We start from the raw sequence: 15868 nt of genomic DNA, 5'->3' as shown, positions 1-15868 counted from the left end.
TTTTGTACTATTTTTGCTATCTATAAATCCATGTTTAAATCATATGACCTTATAAAAAAACTGGAACCAAAAATTGGCGAAGATGAAGCCCGGGATCTTATCGAGTTCATTGAGGCTTACAGGGGAGACGGTGCAACCAAAGCAGACATTGAGTTGCTAAAAATTGACGGTGAAAAAACGAGAAACGCGCTTGGTGTTAAAATTGATCGAACAAAAAGTGAACTTGAAGGCAAAATCGACCAAACAAAGAGTGAACTTGAAGGCAAAATCGATCGAACAAAAAGTGAACTTGAAGACAAAATCGATCGAACAAAAAGTGAACTTGAAGACAAAATCGATCGAACAAAAAGTGAACTTGAAGACAAAATCGACCAAACAAATAGTGAACTTGAAGGCAAAATCGACCAAACAAAAAGTGACTTTGAAGGCAAAATCGATCGAACAAAAAATGAACTTGAAGGCAAAATCGACCGAACAAAAAGTGAACTTGGAGACAAAATCGACCGAACAAAAAGTGACCTTGAAGGCAAAATCGATCGAACAAAAAGTGAACTTGAAGGCAAAATTGAAAATTCCAAGCTTGAACTATCAGGCAAAATCTATATTGCTAAAATCGACCTGCTTAAGTGGCTTTTTGGTTTCTGGATTACTCTCTTAGGCACAATTGTCTTCCTGTGGTTTTCTAAATAATCATCCCTAAACGGACATTTTAAAAACATATTCATTTCCCTACCTGCCAGTCATTATTTTTTTCAAAACGAATTTATTTAAAAGAATCCATATCCCATAGCCATACACGGGCATGGTGGAGAAAATGTGCATGGACGTTTTTTTTAATCCCTCATCGGTTGCCATTATCGGTGCTACGGAAAAAACCGGCAGTGTGCCTGGAATTATACTGAAAAATCTTCTAGATATGGGTTTTGCCGGAAGAATTTATCCCGTAAACCCAAAATATAGGGAAGTTTTTGGCTTACAATGTTTTCCTGCACTGTCTGATATTTCTGAGGAAATTGCGCTTACCGTTATTGCAATACCGGCTTCGTTTGTATTGGAAATCGTGAAGCAGCAGGCGCAGAAGGGAGTCCATTATGCCGTAATAATCAGTGCGGGATTTCGCGAAATGGGCGCAGAGGGTATTCAAATGGAAGAGGATATCCGGAAAGTTGCGCTTGAAAATAATATTCGCATTATAGGCCCCAACTGCCTGGGGGTTTTAGATAATTATGCGAACTTTACCACATCTTTCTTGTCATGGGAAAGGATTACTAAACCAAAAAGAGGCGCCCTCTCAATTCTTTCGCAAAGCGGGGCATTTGCCATCACTGTATTGGATTTAGCGGCCCAGGAGGGAATAGGTATCGCTAAAATGGTGAATTACGGAAACCGGATGGATGTGGGAGAGTCCGATCTTTTGCCGTTTTTAAAGGAAGACCATCATACAAAAGTTGTAGCCATTTATATGGAATCGGTTGATCACGGAAGACGGTTTATTGAAGCCGCAAAAGCCTGTTCCAGGGAAAAACCTATTGTAGCGTTGAAAGTAGGAAAGGGCGCTGCAGGGGTAGCGGCTGCTAAATCGCATACCGGAGCAATTGCAGGAAACTATGAAATATATAAAGCGGCATTTCTGAAGGCAGGCATTATTGAGGCAAATGGCCTTGAAGAATTTATTGACGGGATAAAGGCCCTTTCCATGCAATCCCCTCCCATGGGTAACAAAATATTAATCGTAACAAATGGAGGGGGCTTTGGCGTTATTGTGGCGGATTATTGCGCCCAAAACGGTTTGGAAGTGACGCCTCCTTCGCCTGAATTAAAGGAGAAATTAAAGGAGAAATTCGCTAAGTTTTACGTTGTGAATAATCCGGTAGACTTAACGGGAAGCGCGTGCGATGATGATTATCGCGTTGTTTTGCAAACTTGTATGGTCGAAAGCGATGAATATGACGCGGTTATTATTATACCGCTTATGTCGCCGAAAGGGATGTCTGAGAAAATTGTATCCGTTATTGATGAGACAATGAAGGCATCGGGGAAACCCGCTGTTGTGTGTACCGTTGGCGGAGTTTTCGCCACGAAGATAAAACGGTTATTGGAAGAACGGCATTATCCCGTATACCCCTCTCCGGAAAGAAGCGCAAAGGCCATGGGCATGTTGTTGGAGAGAAAGATGTTGCAGGCGCATTAAAGGAAAGGCAGATAAATTAAAAATTTTCATTCACAATTAAACTGATTTTTGGTAAAAATAATAGGGCGTTGGTGCCGGGGAAAAGCCTTGGTAGTATATCGCTCAGTTTTGGGCTTATCTGAGCAGCTTCGACACCGACGCTCTTTTTTTTCTTTATACAAACTGTAAGGGCGAAGCATTTGCCATAAATTGTCATAAATGCGTTCGTACCTAAACTGGCAAATGCTTCGCCCCCTACCCTGGTAGAATTGCTACCGTGTCTTAAGCCGATAAATAATAAACATATAGTTCTTGAACAGAGAACATGGCGGCCATTACCTTTATAGAAAATATCATTCTTTATGGCACCCCTTGAAATAGAAAAATCCGACCTCCAGTCAATTGAAAAGATAGTAAACGGCCGTACAAGGATTAAAAAGGAAATTGCAAAGGTCATTATCGGTCAGGAAGACGTTATTGACGAACTTCTCGTTGCCCTTTTTTGCAAAGGGCATTGTCTTTTTGTGGGAGTTCCAGGCCTTGCGAAGACATTACTGGTAAGTACGTTAGCAGATGTTTTGAATTTGAAGTTTAATCGTATACAGTTTACGCCAGACCTCATGCCTGCGGATATCACAGGCACAGATATTTTAGAGACGGATCACGATACGGGAAAAAGGTTTTTCAAATTTATTAAAGGCCCTATCTTCTCCAATATTTTGCTTGCGGACGAAATTAATCGCACACCTCCAAAGACGCAAGCTGCCCTCCTTCAGGCGATGCAGGAAAACAAAGTGACTGCAAGCGGCGCTACCTATAAACTTGATCCCCCTTTCATGGTATTTGCTACCCAGAATCCCATTGAACAGGAAGGCACCTATCCTCTGCCTGAAGCACAACTTGACCGGTTTATGTTTCAGATTAATGTAGAGTATCCTTCCAGGGAGGAGGAAATAGAAATTGTGAGAACCACCACATCTGCTTTTAAACCCTGTGTTTCTAAGGTATTCAGTCCCGAAGAAATAATACATCTTCAGGAATTGGTTACCAGGGTGCCCGTTGCTGATCATGTGCTTGACTATGCCGTAAGATTGGTTCGCGCTTCCAGGCCAAACGATTCGGAGGCGCCTGATTTTATTAAAAAATGGATTAGCTGGGGGGCAGGCCCCCGTGCGTCGCAATATCTTATCCTTGGCGGTAAGGCCAGGGCAATACTGGATGGCAGGTATGCAGCGACATGCAGCGACGTTCGCAAGCTTGCAAAGTCCATATTACAACACCGCATTATCACGAATTTTCATGCAGAAGCCGAAGGGAAAACAACCCTTCACATTATCGACCAGTTGGTTGACGCCATAAAAGAATGAATGAAACACGGCGCAATATAGCCTCAACCGCTCTACCAAAGTGAGGAATCTTAAGATTCCTCACATCGCGCAGTCCACAAACCACAGTCCTCAATCGGCAATTTGCCGGCTGAAGACTGTGGATTGCCGACTGCATACTATAGACTACTTCTAAAAAATGCCTGAAAATCCTTTCGATCCAATAACACTCTCAAAGATTGCGAATATGGAATTGCGCGCAAGGCTGGTAGCGGATGCGGTAATGTCCGGCATTCATAAAAGTCCTTACACCGGTTCCAGCATCGAATTCCTTGAGCATAAAGAGTATTCTCCCGGCAATGAGATAAAACATATTGACTGGAAGGTACAGGCAAAGACTGATAAATATTATGTAAAACAATTCGAGGAAGAAACAAATCTTAAAAGCTACCTCTTTGTCGATGCCAGCGGTTCTATGGGATATAAGTCAAAAGGGGTAAGCAAACTTGAGTATGCAATTACCCTTGCGGCCTCTCTCTCGTATCTGCTGCTAAGGCAGTCCGATCTTGTGGGATTGGTTTGTTTCCGCGAAGGCATGAAGCAGTATGTGCCTCCGCGGTCGAGACTTTCCCATTTTTATGCGATAATCAAAACACTTGAAGGATTAGAGGCTGGTGGTGCATCCAATATCGGCGCCGTTCTTAAAGAATTTGCTGAAAAGATCCGCCATCGTTCATTAATTATCATCATATCTGATTTTTTTGATAATAGGGAAGAAATTATACGGCAATTAAAATATTTCCATTTTAAAAAGAACGAAGTATTATTATTTCACATTCTGGACCCTTATGAACTCACTTTCCCGTTTGAAACGATTACTTATTTCGAATCGATGGAAGATGATAGAAAGATACTGGCAGACCCAAAGACGATAAAAGACCGGTATCTGGCAGAAATAAACCGCTTTATTGATCAATTCAAAAAAACATGCCTGGAAAATCAGATAGATTACTGGCTGATAGATTCTTCCACACCTCTTGACCAAACGTTAATTCAGTTTTTGGCGCGAAGGGAAAATGTCCTCCGTTCAATCATCAAGATATGACGCACCACGGTATCAGTAATTTCTTTGCATTATTTGGCAAAATATTTAATGGTGAAATCTGATAATTGTAAAATCTGAAACACGAAATCTGAAACACGAAATGCGAAGTACGAAGTACGAAGTACGAAATACGAAACAAATTCGAATAACAAAGCATAAAATTCAAAACAAATCCAAAACATCCCTGTCTGCGTGCGATCACGCACAGGCAGGCAACAATATGAAGCATGAAATGCACGATACGAAAGGTGCACTTGTTTAGAATTTACATCATTTTGTCATTAGAATTTGTTTCGCATTTCGTATTTTTTATTTCGTGTTTGTTTAATCTCTGGCTATACCAGCTTAGGTATCTGTTTATTACCACTTTTTTGGGGGATATAATGCATATGGCACATCATTTTAAGAATGCGGAAGAATGTTGGAGAGCTATCTTGTCAGATGTAAAAGGAAACGCCGGTTTACTGAGTGAAATCAAAAAGTTTGCGGAAGAAAACACCGCTCCGGCAAAGATCGTTTTTGGGACATCCGGCTGGAGAGGAGAAATGGGCACAGACTACACCTTTCATACGGTGCGCATAGTAACCACCGCAATAATCGAAATGTTTAAAAACGCAGGCGCTGAATTACTGGGTGCTTTAGGGGCGGAGAATTTCGGGGATATAAAAAAACACGGCATAATTGTGGGACACGATAACAGGTTCCTTGGGCCTGAATTTGCAAATGCTGTTATGGGTTTATTGTCTAAGGAAGGCATCAGGGTGTATTACGCAGATGAAGCGACCACGCCTGAATTGTCTGCCTCTGTTGAAATGGTAAATGCCGCCGGTTCGATAAATTTAACCCCTTCGCACAACCCTGCCAATTATGCCGGGTTTAAGTTTAATCCGGCCGATGGCGGCCCTGCCGGCACTGAGATCACAAGTGTCATTGAAAGGAATGCAAACCAATTAATGGCAAACAACAAAACCATACCGGCGATTTTGCCCGGAGATGTAGAGAAGATAGATACCATAAAACTTTATAAAGATTTTCTTCTGCGCCGGGGTACATTGGATATTGAGAAAATCAGGCGATTTATTCAAAACGAAGATTGTTTTATCTGCATAGATCATGTTCACGGCGCATCAAGAAAAAGACCTGCTTCAATTCTCGGAGAAAGCAATAAAATATCTTATCTGAGAACTGAAGACGACTATTTGTTTGGCGGCATTTCTCCGGAGCCTTCTGCCAGAAACATACAACCGGCAATGGATATGCTGAAGGGAAGAGGAAACAGATTTAAGCTGGGCGTGGTTATTGACCCGGATGGAGACAGAATACGATTTACTGACGGAAACAGAGATATCACCATAAACCATTTTGGCGCGACGGCGCTCCACTTTTTACATACGTATAAAAATATTTTCGGCGTATTGGTAAAGTCGGTAGCAACCAGTAATTTTGGAAATGCCATTGCTCAAAAACTGAGTATTCCGGTAAAAGAAACGGCCGTAGGGTTTAAGAATTTTAGGCCCTATATGTTACAAAAAGCCAGTGAAAGGGCAATTGTCGCCTACGAAGAGAGCGACGGAATAACCGGATACAACAATACCCTTGAAAAAGACGCCTTGTTTGGCCTTTTGATCGCCATTGAAATGATGGCTGTTACAGGAAAAAACATCAGTGAATATCTTTGCATGCTGGAAGAAGAATTCGGCGCATACTATCCTGAAAGGGCAGGAATTGAGGTCGCGCGTTCTCTGGCAGGGGAACCGCTCGCAAAAAAACTTTCTAAACTACTGGAAAGATTTAAAACAGGTGAAGAATTTTTGATAGGTGAAAAGAAGAAAAAAATAGCTTCTGTTATCACCACAGACGGCATTAAAATAGTACTGGACGATAATTCCTGGTTTTTGATTCGGCCGTCCGGCACGGAACCAAAAGTAAGATTTTATACAGAAACAAGATCTCAGTGTGAAGCGGCGGCAATGATTGACGCCGTAAAATCCATTACAAAAGAGGCGCTTGAATAGGATGCAATATCATTTTGAACAGGGGAGCAGATATGTCGATTAAGGAAAATCTGGAAAATGTAAAACAAAACATCGCCAATGCAGCAATTAAAGCAGGGAAGAAGCCGGAAGATATCACCCTGGTTATGGCAACAAAAACGGTGGATGTTGACCGGATACGTGAAGCAATCAAGGCCGGCGGAAATATCATCGGTGAAAACAAAATACAGGAGGCGCTCAAAAAATACCAGGAACTGAAAGATGAAAAGGTGGAATGGCATTTTATTGGGCATTTGCAGACAAATAAAGTAAAAGACGCCCTGAAATTTGCACATATGATACATTCCGTAGACAGACTTCCACTGGCAGAAAAACTCGATCACCGGCTCATGCAGGAAGGGAGGTCGCTTGATATCCTTGTGCAGGTCAATACTTCTCATGAAGAAAGCAAGTATGGCATCGAACCAGAAAAGGCAATATCCCTGATAAAACAGATCGCAAAATATGACACGTTAAATATTCGCGGACTTATGACTATCGGGTTATTTACAAAGGACGAGGTAAAGATCCGGAAGTGTTTCAAAGTGTTGAAAGCACTTTGTGACATTATTGCCACGGAAGGGATCGATAGGGTACAAATGGACTACTTATCCATGGGAATGACAAATGATTACCAGATAGCTATTGAGGAAGGCGCAAACATGGTAAGAATTGGCACGGCAATTTTCGGGGCAAGAAATACTCCCGATGCATATTACTGGCCATCAGAAAAAACAGACCAGTGAGATTGTGCAACATAAGAACTATTGAAAAAGCATACTCCATATTATTGCTGGATTCGTCGCGAAAGGGCCGCTCCTTAATCCACCCAGTACTGGTTCAGGATAGAAAAGGGTTTGCTGCTTTCTCTTAGGAAAACCCAGCAAACCAAGAAACAGAAAATTTGAAGAAAAGGCTGAAGTGGCTGCAAATTGCGACCACCTTAAAAAGCTTAAATGTTTTTCTGCCTTAGAAATTCATGGCAGACGTTCACGGCAAGAAAACCAGAAGTTTATAACATGTCAAATTAATTGGATGCCTATCATAAGGCAAAAGAAGAGGCGTAAATGGGCAAAGAAGAACTTTTAGAAGATTATAAATACGCTTTTAAATCTCTTAAAAGTGTAAACCAGGAGGAAGTGTAATGGGCATGATAACGAAACAAATCAAACACCCTTATATCACAATTAATAAAAAAATAAGAGGTGGTGCGCCTGTTATTTCTGGCACGGGTATCCGGGTGCTGGATATAGCCATTCGATATGAAATCATGGGGCAGTCTCCCGAAGATATAATGGTTGTACTACCACAGATAAACCTTCCGCAGATTCATGATGCACTTTCATACTACTATGAACACAAGAACGAGATAGATAGCATATGGAAAGCAGCAATTCAGGAAACCGAAGATATTAAGAAATTGCGTTCTTCCATTCTGGAGAAGAAGCTTGGCAAGATTAAAGATATACACTGACGAAAATGTTGATGTCCGTATTGCTGAAGGTTTAAAGAGGCGTGGAATTAAGGCTTTTTCTGCTCATGAAAAAGAAATGATGGGCACCTCAGATATAGAACATTTCAAGCATGCGTCAGCCATTAAAGCCGTTATTTTTACCCATGAGCATCATTTTCTAAAAATTGCAAAAGAGTTAGCAAGAGGTGGGGAAAATCACTGGGGTATAATATTTGTTGAAATGAACAAATTGAGCGTTGGTGAGTGTATCAAGAGATTGGCCTTTTATGCAGAAATTTTATCACCGGCGGAAATGAAGAATCAGATAGAATTCTTATAATTGAAGATTGTATCAGGTGAAATATTTGATTCCATTTTCAGCATTACAAACACTAATAGGCGAAGCATTAAAATCGCAAAATAAACCGGGAATAAAGAGAATGACTGATTGTTTTAGAAAACAATGAGGAGGTGATATACAATGTTAAAAATAGTTGATGAAGTCCCTTTTTTCCATGACGAAAAAACAAAGGAAGGATTTCTCTTGGTTTTAGGCGCATTGAGTACACGCATAATAAGTCTAAGAAAGGCTGCAGAAATTATGGAATTAGAAGAAGCAACCTTACTTGAAATGATGGAAATGCTCGGCTTTGAATTTTCATACTTAGCGGAAAGTGATATAGGATTGGAAAGGAACGACTAGCGTTGAAGGCCAGAAGGGGCATTTTCGGCACTCCGAAAGGAGCCTTCCGCGTTTGCCAGCGAATTAAGACTCGCGGCAGCAGTTAAATGGTATGAAATGGGAATAATATCGCAGGAAAAGGCTGCGGAAATATCGGGTCTCACGCGCGCTGAATTTATATTTTCACCGGGGAAATTTGGAGTTTCGCCGTTTCAGTATACCATTGAAGAAATAAAAGAAGAAATATACCATGAATAGACGATGGGTTGCTAACACATCGCCATTAATTTTATTGAGTAAGATAGGGTATCTACATCTTCTTATTGGTTGCGGAATTAAAGAAAATGGCTTATTATTCAGAAAAAATTCATGACAGACGTTCACAACAAGAAAACCAGAAGTTATAACATGTCAAAGATCAGGGGCAAGGACACAAAGCCGGAAATCATTGTCAGGAAATTCCTTTTTGGGAATGGCTTTCGATATAAACTTCATGATAAAATGTTACCTGGCAAGCCAGACCTTGTTTTCCCGAAATATAAAACGGTTGTATTTATTCATGGCTGTTTCTGGCACGGTCACGACGGCTGTAAATATTTCGTAGTACCTAAAACCCGCAGGAAATGGTGGCTTGAGAAGATTAACCGGAATAAGCAGCTAGATACTGAAAACTCTGGAAAATTAAAAAAGCTGGGCTGGAAAATCTTAACGGTGTTTGAGTGCAAATTAAAACCTGGGAATATGGAAAATACCTTGAATCGGTTAGCAACGAGATTAACAAAATGAGATATATCGACTTATTTGCAGGAGCAGGTGGTTTCTCAGAAGGTTTCAAAAGAGCCGGTTTTGAACCTGTGGCATTTGTTGAGGTGGATCCCGCTGCATGTTTTACCTTAAAAACGAGGCATTCCTTCCATTATCTCAAAGAAAATAACAAACTTGATATTTATATTAAATATCTTAAAGGCGAAATAAACAGAGAGCAACTTTATTCGATTGTTCCTTCCCATATTTTAGAATCTGTAATTAATCTTTCCATCAGTGACGAAAATAACTCTAAGATTTTTCAGATAGTAGAAAAACTTATTGGCAGGAAAGATATAGATGTGATAGTAGGCGGTCCTCCCTGTCAGGCATATTCTTTAGTAGGACGGGCAAGAGATAGAAACGGAATGCGGGATGATCCAAGAAACTACCTGTACATTCAGTATGGAAAATTTCTAAAGAAATATAGCCCAAAGCTATTTGTTTTTGAAAATGTAACAGGGTTGCTTTCGGCAGAAAAAGGAAAACATTTCAAAAATATTCAGGATGATTTCAGGAAATTGGGATATGTAGTTGAACACGTTAAAGTAGAAGCAAAAGAATTTGGTGTCCTTCAAAATAGAAAAAGGGTAATTATTATAGGATGGAAAAAAGATTTAAATCTTTCATTTGGCCGAATAAAGGATCAAAGCAGGGAGGAATATGAAGTCGGTAAAATTTTTAAAGACCTACCTAAATTAAGCGCAGGAGAAGGTAAAGATAAATATTGTAATTATGTTGATGGAATCAATGATTATCTGTGTTTTGCAAAAATAAGAAATGGTTTTGATGTTTTGACACAACACATTACAAGACCACACACAGAACAGGATAAAGAAATTTATAGAATTGCTGTAGAAAAATGGAAAAGCAAGATGGGGAGGCTCGATTACAATGATCTCCCGGAAAGGCTTAAAACCCATAAAAATAGAAACGCTTTCTTAGACAGATTTAAGGTCGTAGCTGATAATGTGAATTATTCACAGACAGTTGTAGCGCATATTGCAAAAGACGGACATTATTACATTCATCCTGATATAGAACAAAATCGTTCAATCTCGGTTCGGGAAGCTGCCAGACTTCAATCGTTTCCTGATGATTATTATTTTGAGGGAGTAAAAGAGGGGAGAAATAGGACCTCCGCTTTTAAGCAAATCGGAAACGCTGTTCCTCCTCTTATGATAGAGAAAATTGCAAAACTATTGATAGAATATCTGAAATGAAGAAGATAGCGAGTATTCCCAATGATAAAAGAACTTTTGTAAATATGACATCGTCTATCGATTACACAAAGTACCAAACAGTAGAAGCGATTCCAAAAGCATCTTCGATGATTGAAACCTTTCGGGCTGTCGGATACAGCATTGAAGCTGCAATAGCTGACATTATAGATAATTCAATATCAGCCGGAGCAAAAAACATCCTGGTAAATTTCGAATGGAAAGGTTCTCGTACATGGCTTTCAGTTAAAGATGACGGACATGGAATGGACAACGAAGAACTGATTCAGGCAATGCGACCCGGAAGTAAAAATCCACTAGACGACAGAAGTAGTAATGATTTAGGAAGATTCGGTTTAGGCTTAAAGACTGCTTCGTTTTCTCAGTGCAGAAAACTTTCTGTAATAAGCAAGAGAGAAAATTGCAAACCTGTTTTCTGGACTTGGGATTTAGATTTTGTAAAACAAACCGGCAAGTGGGAACTGATAAAGTATTTACCACACGGAAATTTTGAAAATGAAATCAATTCAGTCAAGTCAGGAACAATTGTAATCTGGAACGACATTGATCGGCTTGTAAAAGATTTGCAAAAAGATGATGAGAACGCATTAGATAAATTTCTTGAAATAATGAAACAGGTAAAGAAACATCTTGCAATGGTATTTCACAGATTCATTGAAAACGGCAGAGTAAAAATCTTCTTTCAGGACAGACCAGTTGAAGCATGGAATCCATTTCTGCCAAACGAACCGGCAACACAAGGATTTCCAGAAGAATCTTTCTACAATGGAAAAGTGATTGTGAAAGGTTATGTGTTGCCTCACAAGTCAAAAATCAGTGAGGACAAATTCAAAGAAGCAGAGGGTCCGAAAGGTTGGAATGAGCAGCAAGGTTTTTACATCTATCGGAATGAAAGATTATTGCTTGCGGGTGATTGGTTAGGAATGTTTCGTAAAGAAGAACATTACAAACTTGCAAGGATAGAAATAAATCTTCCGAACAATCTTGATTCAGAGTGGCAGATTGACATCAAGAAATCTATTGCACGTCCACCGCTTGCATTGCGTAACCAGTTGAAAGCATACGCAGGTAAGGTGAGATCACAGGCAGTTGAAGTTTACAGACACAAAGGAAAAAATGTAAAGCCATATCCTGGACAAAAGTTCGTTCCGCTTTGGATTGACCACAAGCGAGGTGACAGATGGTTTTACAAAATCAATCGTGAGCATCCGTTGATTGAGAAAATCAGAAAGCAGGCAGAAGATAAACCAGACAAAGCGATTGATACTCTCTTGAAGTTTATTGAAGAAACTATTCCGGTAAAATCAATTTATATCAGAGAAGCGGAAGAACCGGAAGCACAGGGAAAACCATTTGAAGGAATAAAGCATGACGACATCTGGACTCTGATGAAAAATATTTCTGACTCACTTACAAAACAGGGAAAGACAAAGGAAGAAGCGAAAGCAGTTATCATCAACCTTGAACCTTTCAATCATTACCCTGAATACATCGCAAATCTTGACTGAATATGATTGAACAAGCAAAAAATATCTGCATTGAACTTCTGCGGAAAATCAGAAATCCTTCTTCACAGAACATAAACAGTTCTATTGATAATGTTCTGAAAATTTTTCCTGACCTGGTTTCAGAAAGGGAAACTCTTTTCAATTATCTGGCTGCAACCTTTTCTGTTTTCTCTGAGGTTTACAGAATACTTGACACAGATGAAGGCTATACTCCCTGGTTGAAAGATGCGAAGGCAAGCATTCAATGGAATTTCTGGAATCGTTACATCAGTTATCTGCAAAAAAAAATTGCACCGGACACCATCAACAAACTTGACAATCTCACCGATGATATTTTAGACCGCATTGCAAATCCTTCAACACCTGGAACATGGGATAAAAGAGGTATGGTGGTTGGTCAGGTTCAGTCAGGAAAAACTTCCAACTACACAGGACTGATAAATAAAGCCGGTGATGCAGGTTACAAACTAATAATTGTTATGGCAGGTATGCACGATTCATTGAGAAGCCAGACACAAATCAGAATTGACGAAGGTTTTTTAGGATTCAACAGTCAGCGTTCACTTCAATATTCAAACACAAATAAAATAGGAGTTGGTTTTTATAATCCGCTTGATGGAAAAACAAATCAACCAATTGACCTTCCGGCAAACGCTTTAACCTCAAGCCATCTCAGTGGTGATTTCAACCGCAGGGTTGCACAGTCGGCGGGAATACATTTGAAAAGCTCAGATCCGATAGTTGCTGTTGTAAAAAAGAACGGTTCAATTCTCAAAAATTCAATTTCATGGTTAGCTGTTTGGGGAGACAAGCAATCTGATGGAAAAATAATTATACGAAACATTCCCTTTCTTTTAATTGATGATGAAGCGGACAACGCTTCTATTAATGTGAGCAAAGAAAAAGTTTCTGCAATCAACGGTTGCATAAGAGCATTGCTTTCTTTATTTGAGCAGAGTTCTTATGTTGGTTATACAGCAACACCGTTTGCAAATATTTTTATTCCAATTCTTGGACAAGAATCGGTAAAAGGTTTAGACCTCACTATAAAAGATTATGAGTTTGTAGTTGGACAAGATTTATTTCCCAAAGATTTTGTTATTAACATTCCAGCACCGTCAAACTACATTGGACCAGCAAAAATATTTGGACTTCCAGCACTCACATCATCTGATGCAAACGAAGAATCTTTGCCAGTAATTCGTTTGGTAGAAGATTACGAAGCACTTGTTCCAGACGAACACAAAAAGAACGACCCATTGCCTGAAGAACTTCCAAATAGTTTGAAATTTGCAATAAAGTGTTTCATTCTTTCGGCAGCAGCAAGACGAGTGAGAAAGCAAATTGATGTGCACAATTCAATGCTCATTCACATTTCAAGATTTATCGTTTGGCAGGACAGAATTGCATCGCTTGTTGATGCTGAATTGAAATTTTATCAGAAGCAGATTGAATTGAAGTCTGGCAACTTGCTCAAAGAATTACAAGCCATCTGGAAGAAAGAATTTGAGCCGACAACTACAAATGTCATTCGTGATTCACACATTTACTCTGACCCTGAAATAACACCGATTGCATGGAATGAAGTTAAGGCAGAAATTTATTCTGCAATTTCCAAAATGGAAGTTAGAGCAGTTCACGGAGAAAAAAATATTGCGGGTTTATCTCATCATAACATTTCGCCACTTGACTATTTCTTTTCAGAGCAACAAGGAAAATTCCTTTCAGTGATTGCAGTTGGCGGAAATAAGCTTTCAAGAGGTTTGACTTTAGAAGGACTGACAGTAAGTTATTACTTGCGTGCTTCCAAGATGTATGACACCCTCATGCAGATGGGCAGGTGGTTCGGATACAGACCTGGATATGTGGACTTGTGCAGAATATTCACAAGTAACGAACTCACAAAGTGGTATAAGCATATTACAATTGCATCTGAGGAAATGCGGAGAGATTTTGATTACATGTTTTTGCTGAAAAAAACTCCAAAAGAATTTGGATTGAAAGTACGAACACATCCTGGAGTTCTGAAAATTACAGCTACAAACAAATTCAGATACAAGAAAATCATGTATCTGAGCTACTCAGGTCAGCTTGAACAGACATACCAGTTTAAACTTGATAATGGGAGATTCAGGAAGAATTTTGATGCAACTAATGAGTTAATCGGCTCTCTTGGAAAACCCATTGAAAAGCCATTTAACGACTACAACAAAAAACAAATATTTGTGTGGCGGGGAGAAAATAATTTCAATGTGATTGCTGCGTTCCTCCAGAAATACAAAATAGGTGAGGAAGTACTTGACACAAACAAAATTGTTGATTACATCACTGCACAAACGAAGGAAGGATACCTTGTCAACTGGACGGTTGCATTGATTAATAATTCAACGGCAAAACCCGAAGACGAGTTTTCTTTCAGTGGCTTGACAGAAAAAGTTGGACTTACCGACAGAACTAATATCAGCAACGATTCTATGAATTATGAAGTGACAAAATACAATATCACGGACCATAGACATGAACTGATTGATTTGAGTGAAGATGAGGTTCTGGCAGCCATAGCTCAAACAGAGGCGGATTACAAAGAGGCAGGCAAAAAAGAAATTCCAGAATTACCAAGCAGAAAAAGAATAAAATGGCGGCGTGACAGCAAGAAGGGATTGCTTTTGATTTATCCATTGAATGGAAATTGCTTGCATGCAACGGGTGAGAGGAAAAAATTAAGTAACATGCCAATCATAGGTATTGCAATAAGTTTTCCTGAAATAGAAAATGATGAAAAAATTGAATACGCAGTGAATGAACAGTTCAGGAAAGAGTATGAATATCCTGATGAACTTGACCAACAAGACGAAAATGAAGGAACGGATTAAACAAATTTGGGCTCAACTTGAAGCAAACAGTTCAGCAGTTGCCGGACTTTTTAAATTGCGTTATTCAGATACGAGCAAGTGTGATGTTTTTCTCGGCGAAAAACATCCGGAAAAACACAGAATGCTTATTTTAAAAGTTCCTTTCGCGATTGGAAGAGAATTTAATTTTAAGTATGAGTTCAGAGGATTGAGGTTCGATAAAATTTACGATCCGGATGATTCCAAATTTCTTTTGTTGAATCTTGTTTTAGTTGACAAGCAATTTAAGGATGTATTTGATACGCTTGTTGCTGATGTTCTTGCAGCAGTCATAAATGAATCTGACATAAAAGTAATTCTGAAAAATTACTCCAATCGTTTAATCAAGTGGCAAAGCTTATTTGAGCGCTTCAAACAACAAGGACTAACACCTGAAGAACAAAGGGGACTTTACGGTGAAATATTTTTTCTGAGAAAATTTATTAAATTTAGTTCTGATTTTCTAAACATCATTAATTCTTGGGTTGGCCCAGAAAAACAAATCAGGGATTTTCAGTCAGGAACATGGTCGTTATGGCAATAGAAAAGTGTACCAGATGGCAAAGTAAAATAGTACCACTCTGGACAAAAAGATTTATTATCACAATATGATATTGTCGACTACAGGCTTCTGTGATGCAACGGAAGGAACCCGT

At 39.4% G+C, this 15868-nt stretch carries 14 protein-coding genes and 1 pseudogene; all 15 read left to right on the top strand.

What is annotated here, in order from left to right:
* The first annotated feature begins 30 nt into the window (after positions 1–30).
* Complete coding sequence (locus tag QZT26_RS05130) at positions 31–690, top strand: hypothetical protein (protein ID WP_157820534.1); 660 nt, start codon at positions 31–33, stop codon at positions 688–690.
* 130 nt (positions 691–820) lie between these two features.
* Complete coding sequence (locus QZT26_RS05125) at positions 821–2191, top strand: CoA-binding protein (protein WP_164995664.1); 1371 nt, start codon at positions 821–823, stop codon at positions 2189–2191.
* A gap of 341 nt (positions 2192–2532) precedes the next feature.
* Complete coding sequence (locus QZT26_RS05120) at positions 2533–3537, top strand: MoxR family ATPase (RefSeq protein WP_099325387.1); 1005 nt, start codon at positions 2533–2535, stop codon at positions 3535–3537.
* A gap of 157 nt (positions 3538–3694) precedes the next feature.
* Positions 3695–4600 (top strand): DUF58 domain-containing protein, encoded by a 906-nt coding sequence (locus tag QZT26_RS05115; protein ID WP_099325388.1) that lies wholly within the window; start codon positions 3695–3697, stop codon positions 4598–4600.
* A 389-nt stretch (positions 4601–4989) separates the two neighbouring features.
* Entirely contained in the window at positions 4990–6615 is a 1626-nt protein-coding gene (locus QZT26_RS05110; RefSeq protein ID WP_164995663.1) for a phosphomannomutase, read from the top strand.
* Between the two features lie 32 nt (positions 6616–6647).
* On the top strand, positions 6648–7379 hold the full coding sequence (locus QZT26_RS05105; RefSeq protein WP_295101068.1) for a YggS family pyridoxal phosphate-dependent enzyme: 732 nt from the start codon (positions 6648–6650) through the stop codon (positions 7377–7379).
* Between the two features lie 404 nt (positions 7380–7783).
* Positions 7784–8107 carry a DUF433 domain-containing protein gene (locus tag QZT26_RS05100; RefSeq protein WP_205713344.1) on the top strand — a complete coding sequence of 108 codons (324 nt, stop codon included), beginning with the start codon at positions 7784–7786 and terminating at the stop codon, positions 8105–8107.
* On the top strand, positions 8082–8426 hold the full coding sequence (locus tag QZT26_RS05095; protein WP_295101067.1) for a DUF5615 family PIN-like protein: 345 nt from the start codon (positions 8082–8084) through the stop codon (positions 8424–8426). The genes QZT26_RS05100 and QZT26_RS05095 overlap by 26 nt, the downstream gene beginning before the upstream one ends.
* A 141-nt stretch (positions 8427–8567) precedes the next feature.
* Positions 8568–8789 (top strand): hypothetical protein, encoded by a 222-nt coding sequence (locus tag QZT26_RS05090; protein WP_164995659.1) that lies wholly within the window; start codon positions 8568–8570, stop codon positions 8787–8789.
* A gap of 21 nt (positions 8790–8810) precedes the next feature.
* Positions 8811–9026: pseudogene (locus QZT26_RS05085) on the top strand (UPF0175 family protein); the annotation flags it as partial.
* 111 nt (positions 9027–9137) lie between these two features.
* On the top strand, positions 9138–9554 hold the full coding sequence (gene vsr / locus QZT26_RS05080; protein ID WP_164995658.1) for a DNA mismatch endonuclease Vsr: 417 nt from the start codon (positions 9138–9140) through the stop codon (positions 9552–9554).
* Complete coding sequence (locus QZT26_RS05075; RefSeq protein ID WP_295101066.1) at positions 9551–10795, top strand: DNA cytosine methyltransferase; 1245 nt, start codon at positions 9551–9553, stop codon at positions 10793–10795. Before vsr ends, QZT26_RS05075 begins: the two co-directional genes overlap by 4 nt.
* Complete coding sequence (locus tag QZT26_RS05070) at positions 10792–12321, top strand: ATP-binding protein (RefSeq protein ID WP_295101065.1); 1530 nt, start codon at positions 10792–10794, stop codon at positions 12319–12321. Before QZT26_RS05075 ends, QZT26_RS05070 begins: the two co-directional genes overlap by 4 nt.
* Positions 12322–12323: 2 nt before the next feature.
* Positions 12324–15194, top strand: a complete 2871-nt coding sequence (locus QZT26_RS05065; RefSeq protein WP_295101063.1) for a Z1 domain-containing protein — start codon at positions 12324–12326, stop codon at positions 15192–15194.
* Positions 15142–15756, top strand: coding sequence for a PD-(D/E)XK motif protein (locus QZT26_RS05060; protein WP_295101062.1), 615 nt, complete (start codon positions 15142–15144; stop codon positions 15754–15756). Before QZT26_RS05065 ends, QZT26_RS05060 begins: the two co-directional genes overlap by 53 nt.
* Positions 15757–15868: the final 112 nt, after the last annotated feature.

The sequence above is a fragment of the uncultured Candidatus Kuenenia sp. genome (assembly GCF_900696675.1).
Lineage (GTDB): Bacteria > Planctomycetota > Brocadiia > Brocadiales > Brocadiaceae > Kuenenia > Kuenenia stuttgartiensis_A.
The sequence above is the reverse complement of the archived record's forward strand: the minus strand, read 5'-3'. Positions and strand labels throughout refer to the sequence as shown.

What these genes read in the sequence shown, in the direction of transcription:
- QZT26_RS05070 (WP_295101065.1), top strand. Translation starts at nt 10,792, where the DNA reads ATGAAGAAGATAGCGAGTATTCCCAATGATAAAAGAACTTTTGTAAAT.
- QZT26_RS05090 (WP_164995659.1), top strand. Translation starts at nt 8,568, where the DNA reads ATGTTAAAAATAGTTGATGAAGTCCCTTTTTTCCATGACGAAAAAACA.
- QZT26_RS05075 (WP_295101066.1), top strand. Translation starts at nt 9,551, where the DNA reads ATGAGATATATCGACTTATTTGCAGGAGCAGGTGGTTTCTCAGAAGGT.
- QZT26_RS05125 (WP_164995664.1), top strand. Translation starts at nt 821, where the DNA reads ATGGACGTTTTTTTTAATCCCTCATCGGTTGCCATTATCGGTGCTACG.
- QZT26_RS05100 (WP_205713344.1), top strand. Translation starts at nt 7,784, where the DNA reads ATGATAACGAAACAAATCAAACACCCTTATATCACAATTAATAAAAAA.
- QZT26_RS05060 (WP_295101062.1), top strand. Translation starts at nt 15,142, where the DNA reads ATGAATATCCTGATGAACTTGACCAACAAGACGAAAATGAAGGAACGG.
- QZT26_RS05065 (WP_295101063.1), top strand. Translation starts at nt 12,324, where the DNA reads ATGATTGAACAAGCAAAAAATATCTGCATTGAACTTCTGCGGAAAATC.
- QZT26_RS05110 (WP_164995663.1), top strand. Translation starts at nt 4,990, where the DNA reads ATGGCACATCATTTTAAGAATGCGGAAGAATGTTGGAGAGCTATCTTG.
- QZT26_RS05105 (WP_295101068.1), top strand. Translation starts at nt 6,648, where the DNA reads ATGTCGATTAAGGAAAATCTGGAAAATGTAAAACAAAACATCGCCAAT.
- QZT26_RS05120 (WP_099325387.1), top strand. Translation starts at nt 2,533, where the DNA reads ATGGCACCCCTTGAAATAGAAAAATCCGACCTCCAGTCAATTGAAAAG.
- QZT26_RS05130 (WP_157820534.1), top strand. Translation starts at nt 31, where the DNA reads ATGTTTAAATCATATGACCTTATAAAAAAACTGGAACCAAAAATTGGC.
- QZT26_RS05115 (WP_099325388.1), top strand. Translation starts at nt 3,695, where the DNA reads ATGCCTGAAAATCCTTTCGATCCAATAACACTCTCAAAGATTGCGAAT.
- vsr (WP_164995658.1), top strand. Translation starts at nt 9,138, where the DNA reads ATGACAGACGTTCACAACAAGAAAACCAGAAGTTATAACATGTCAAAG.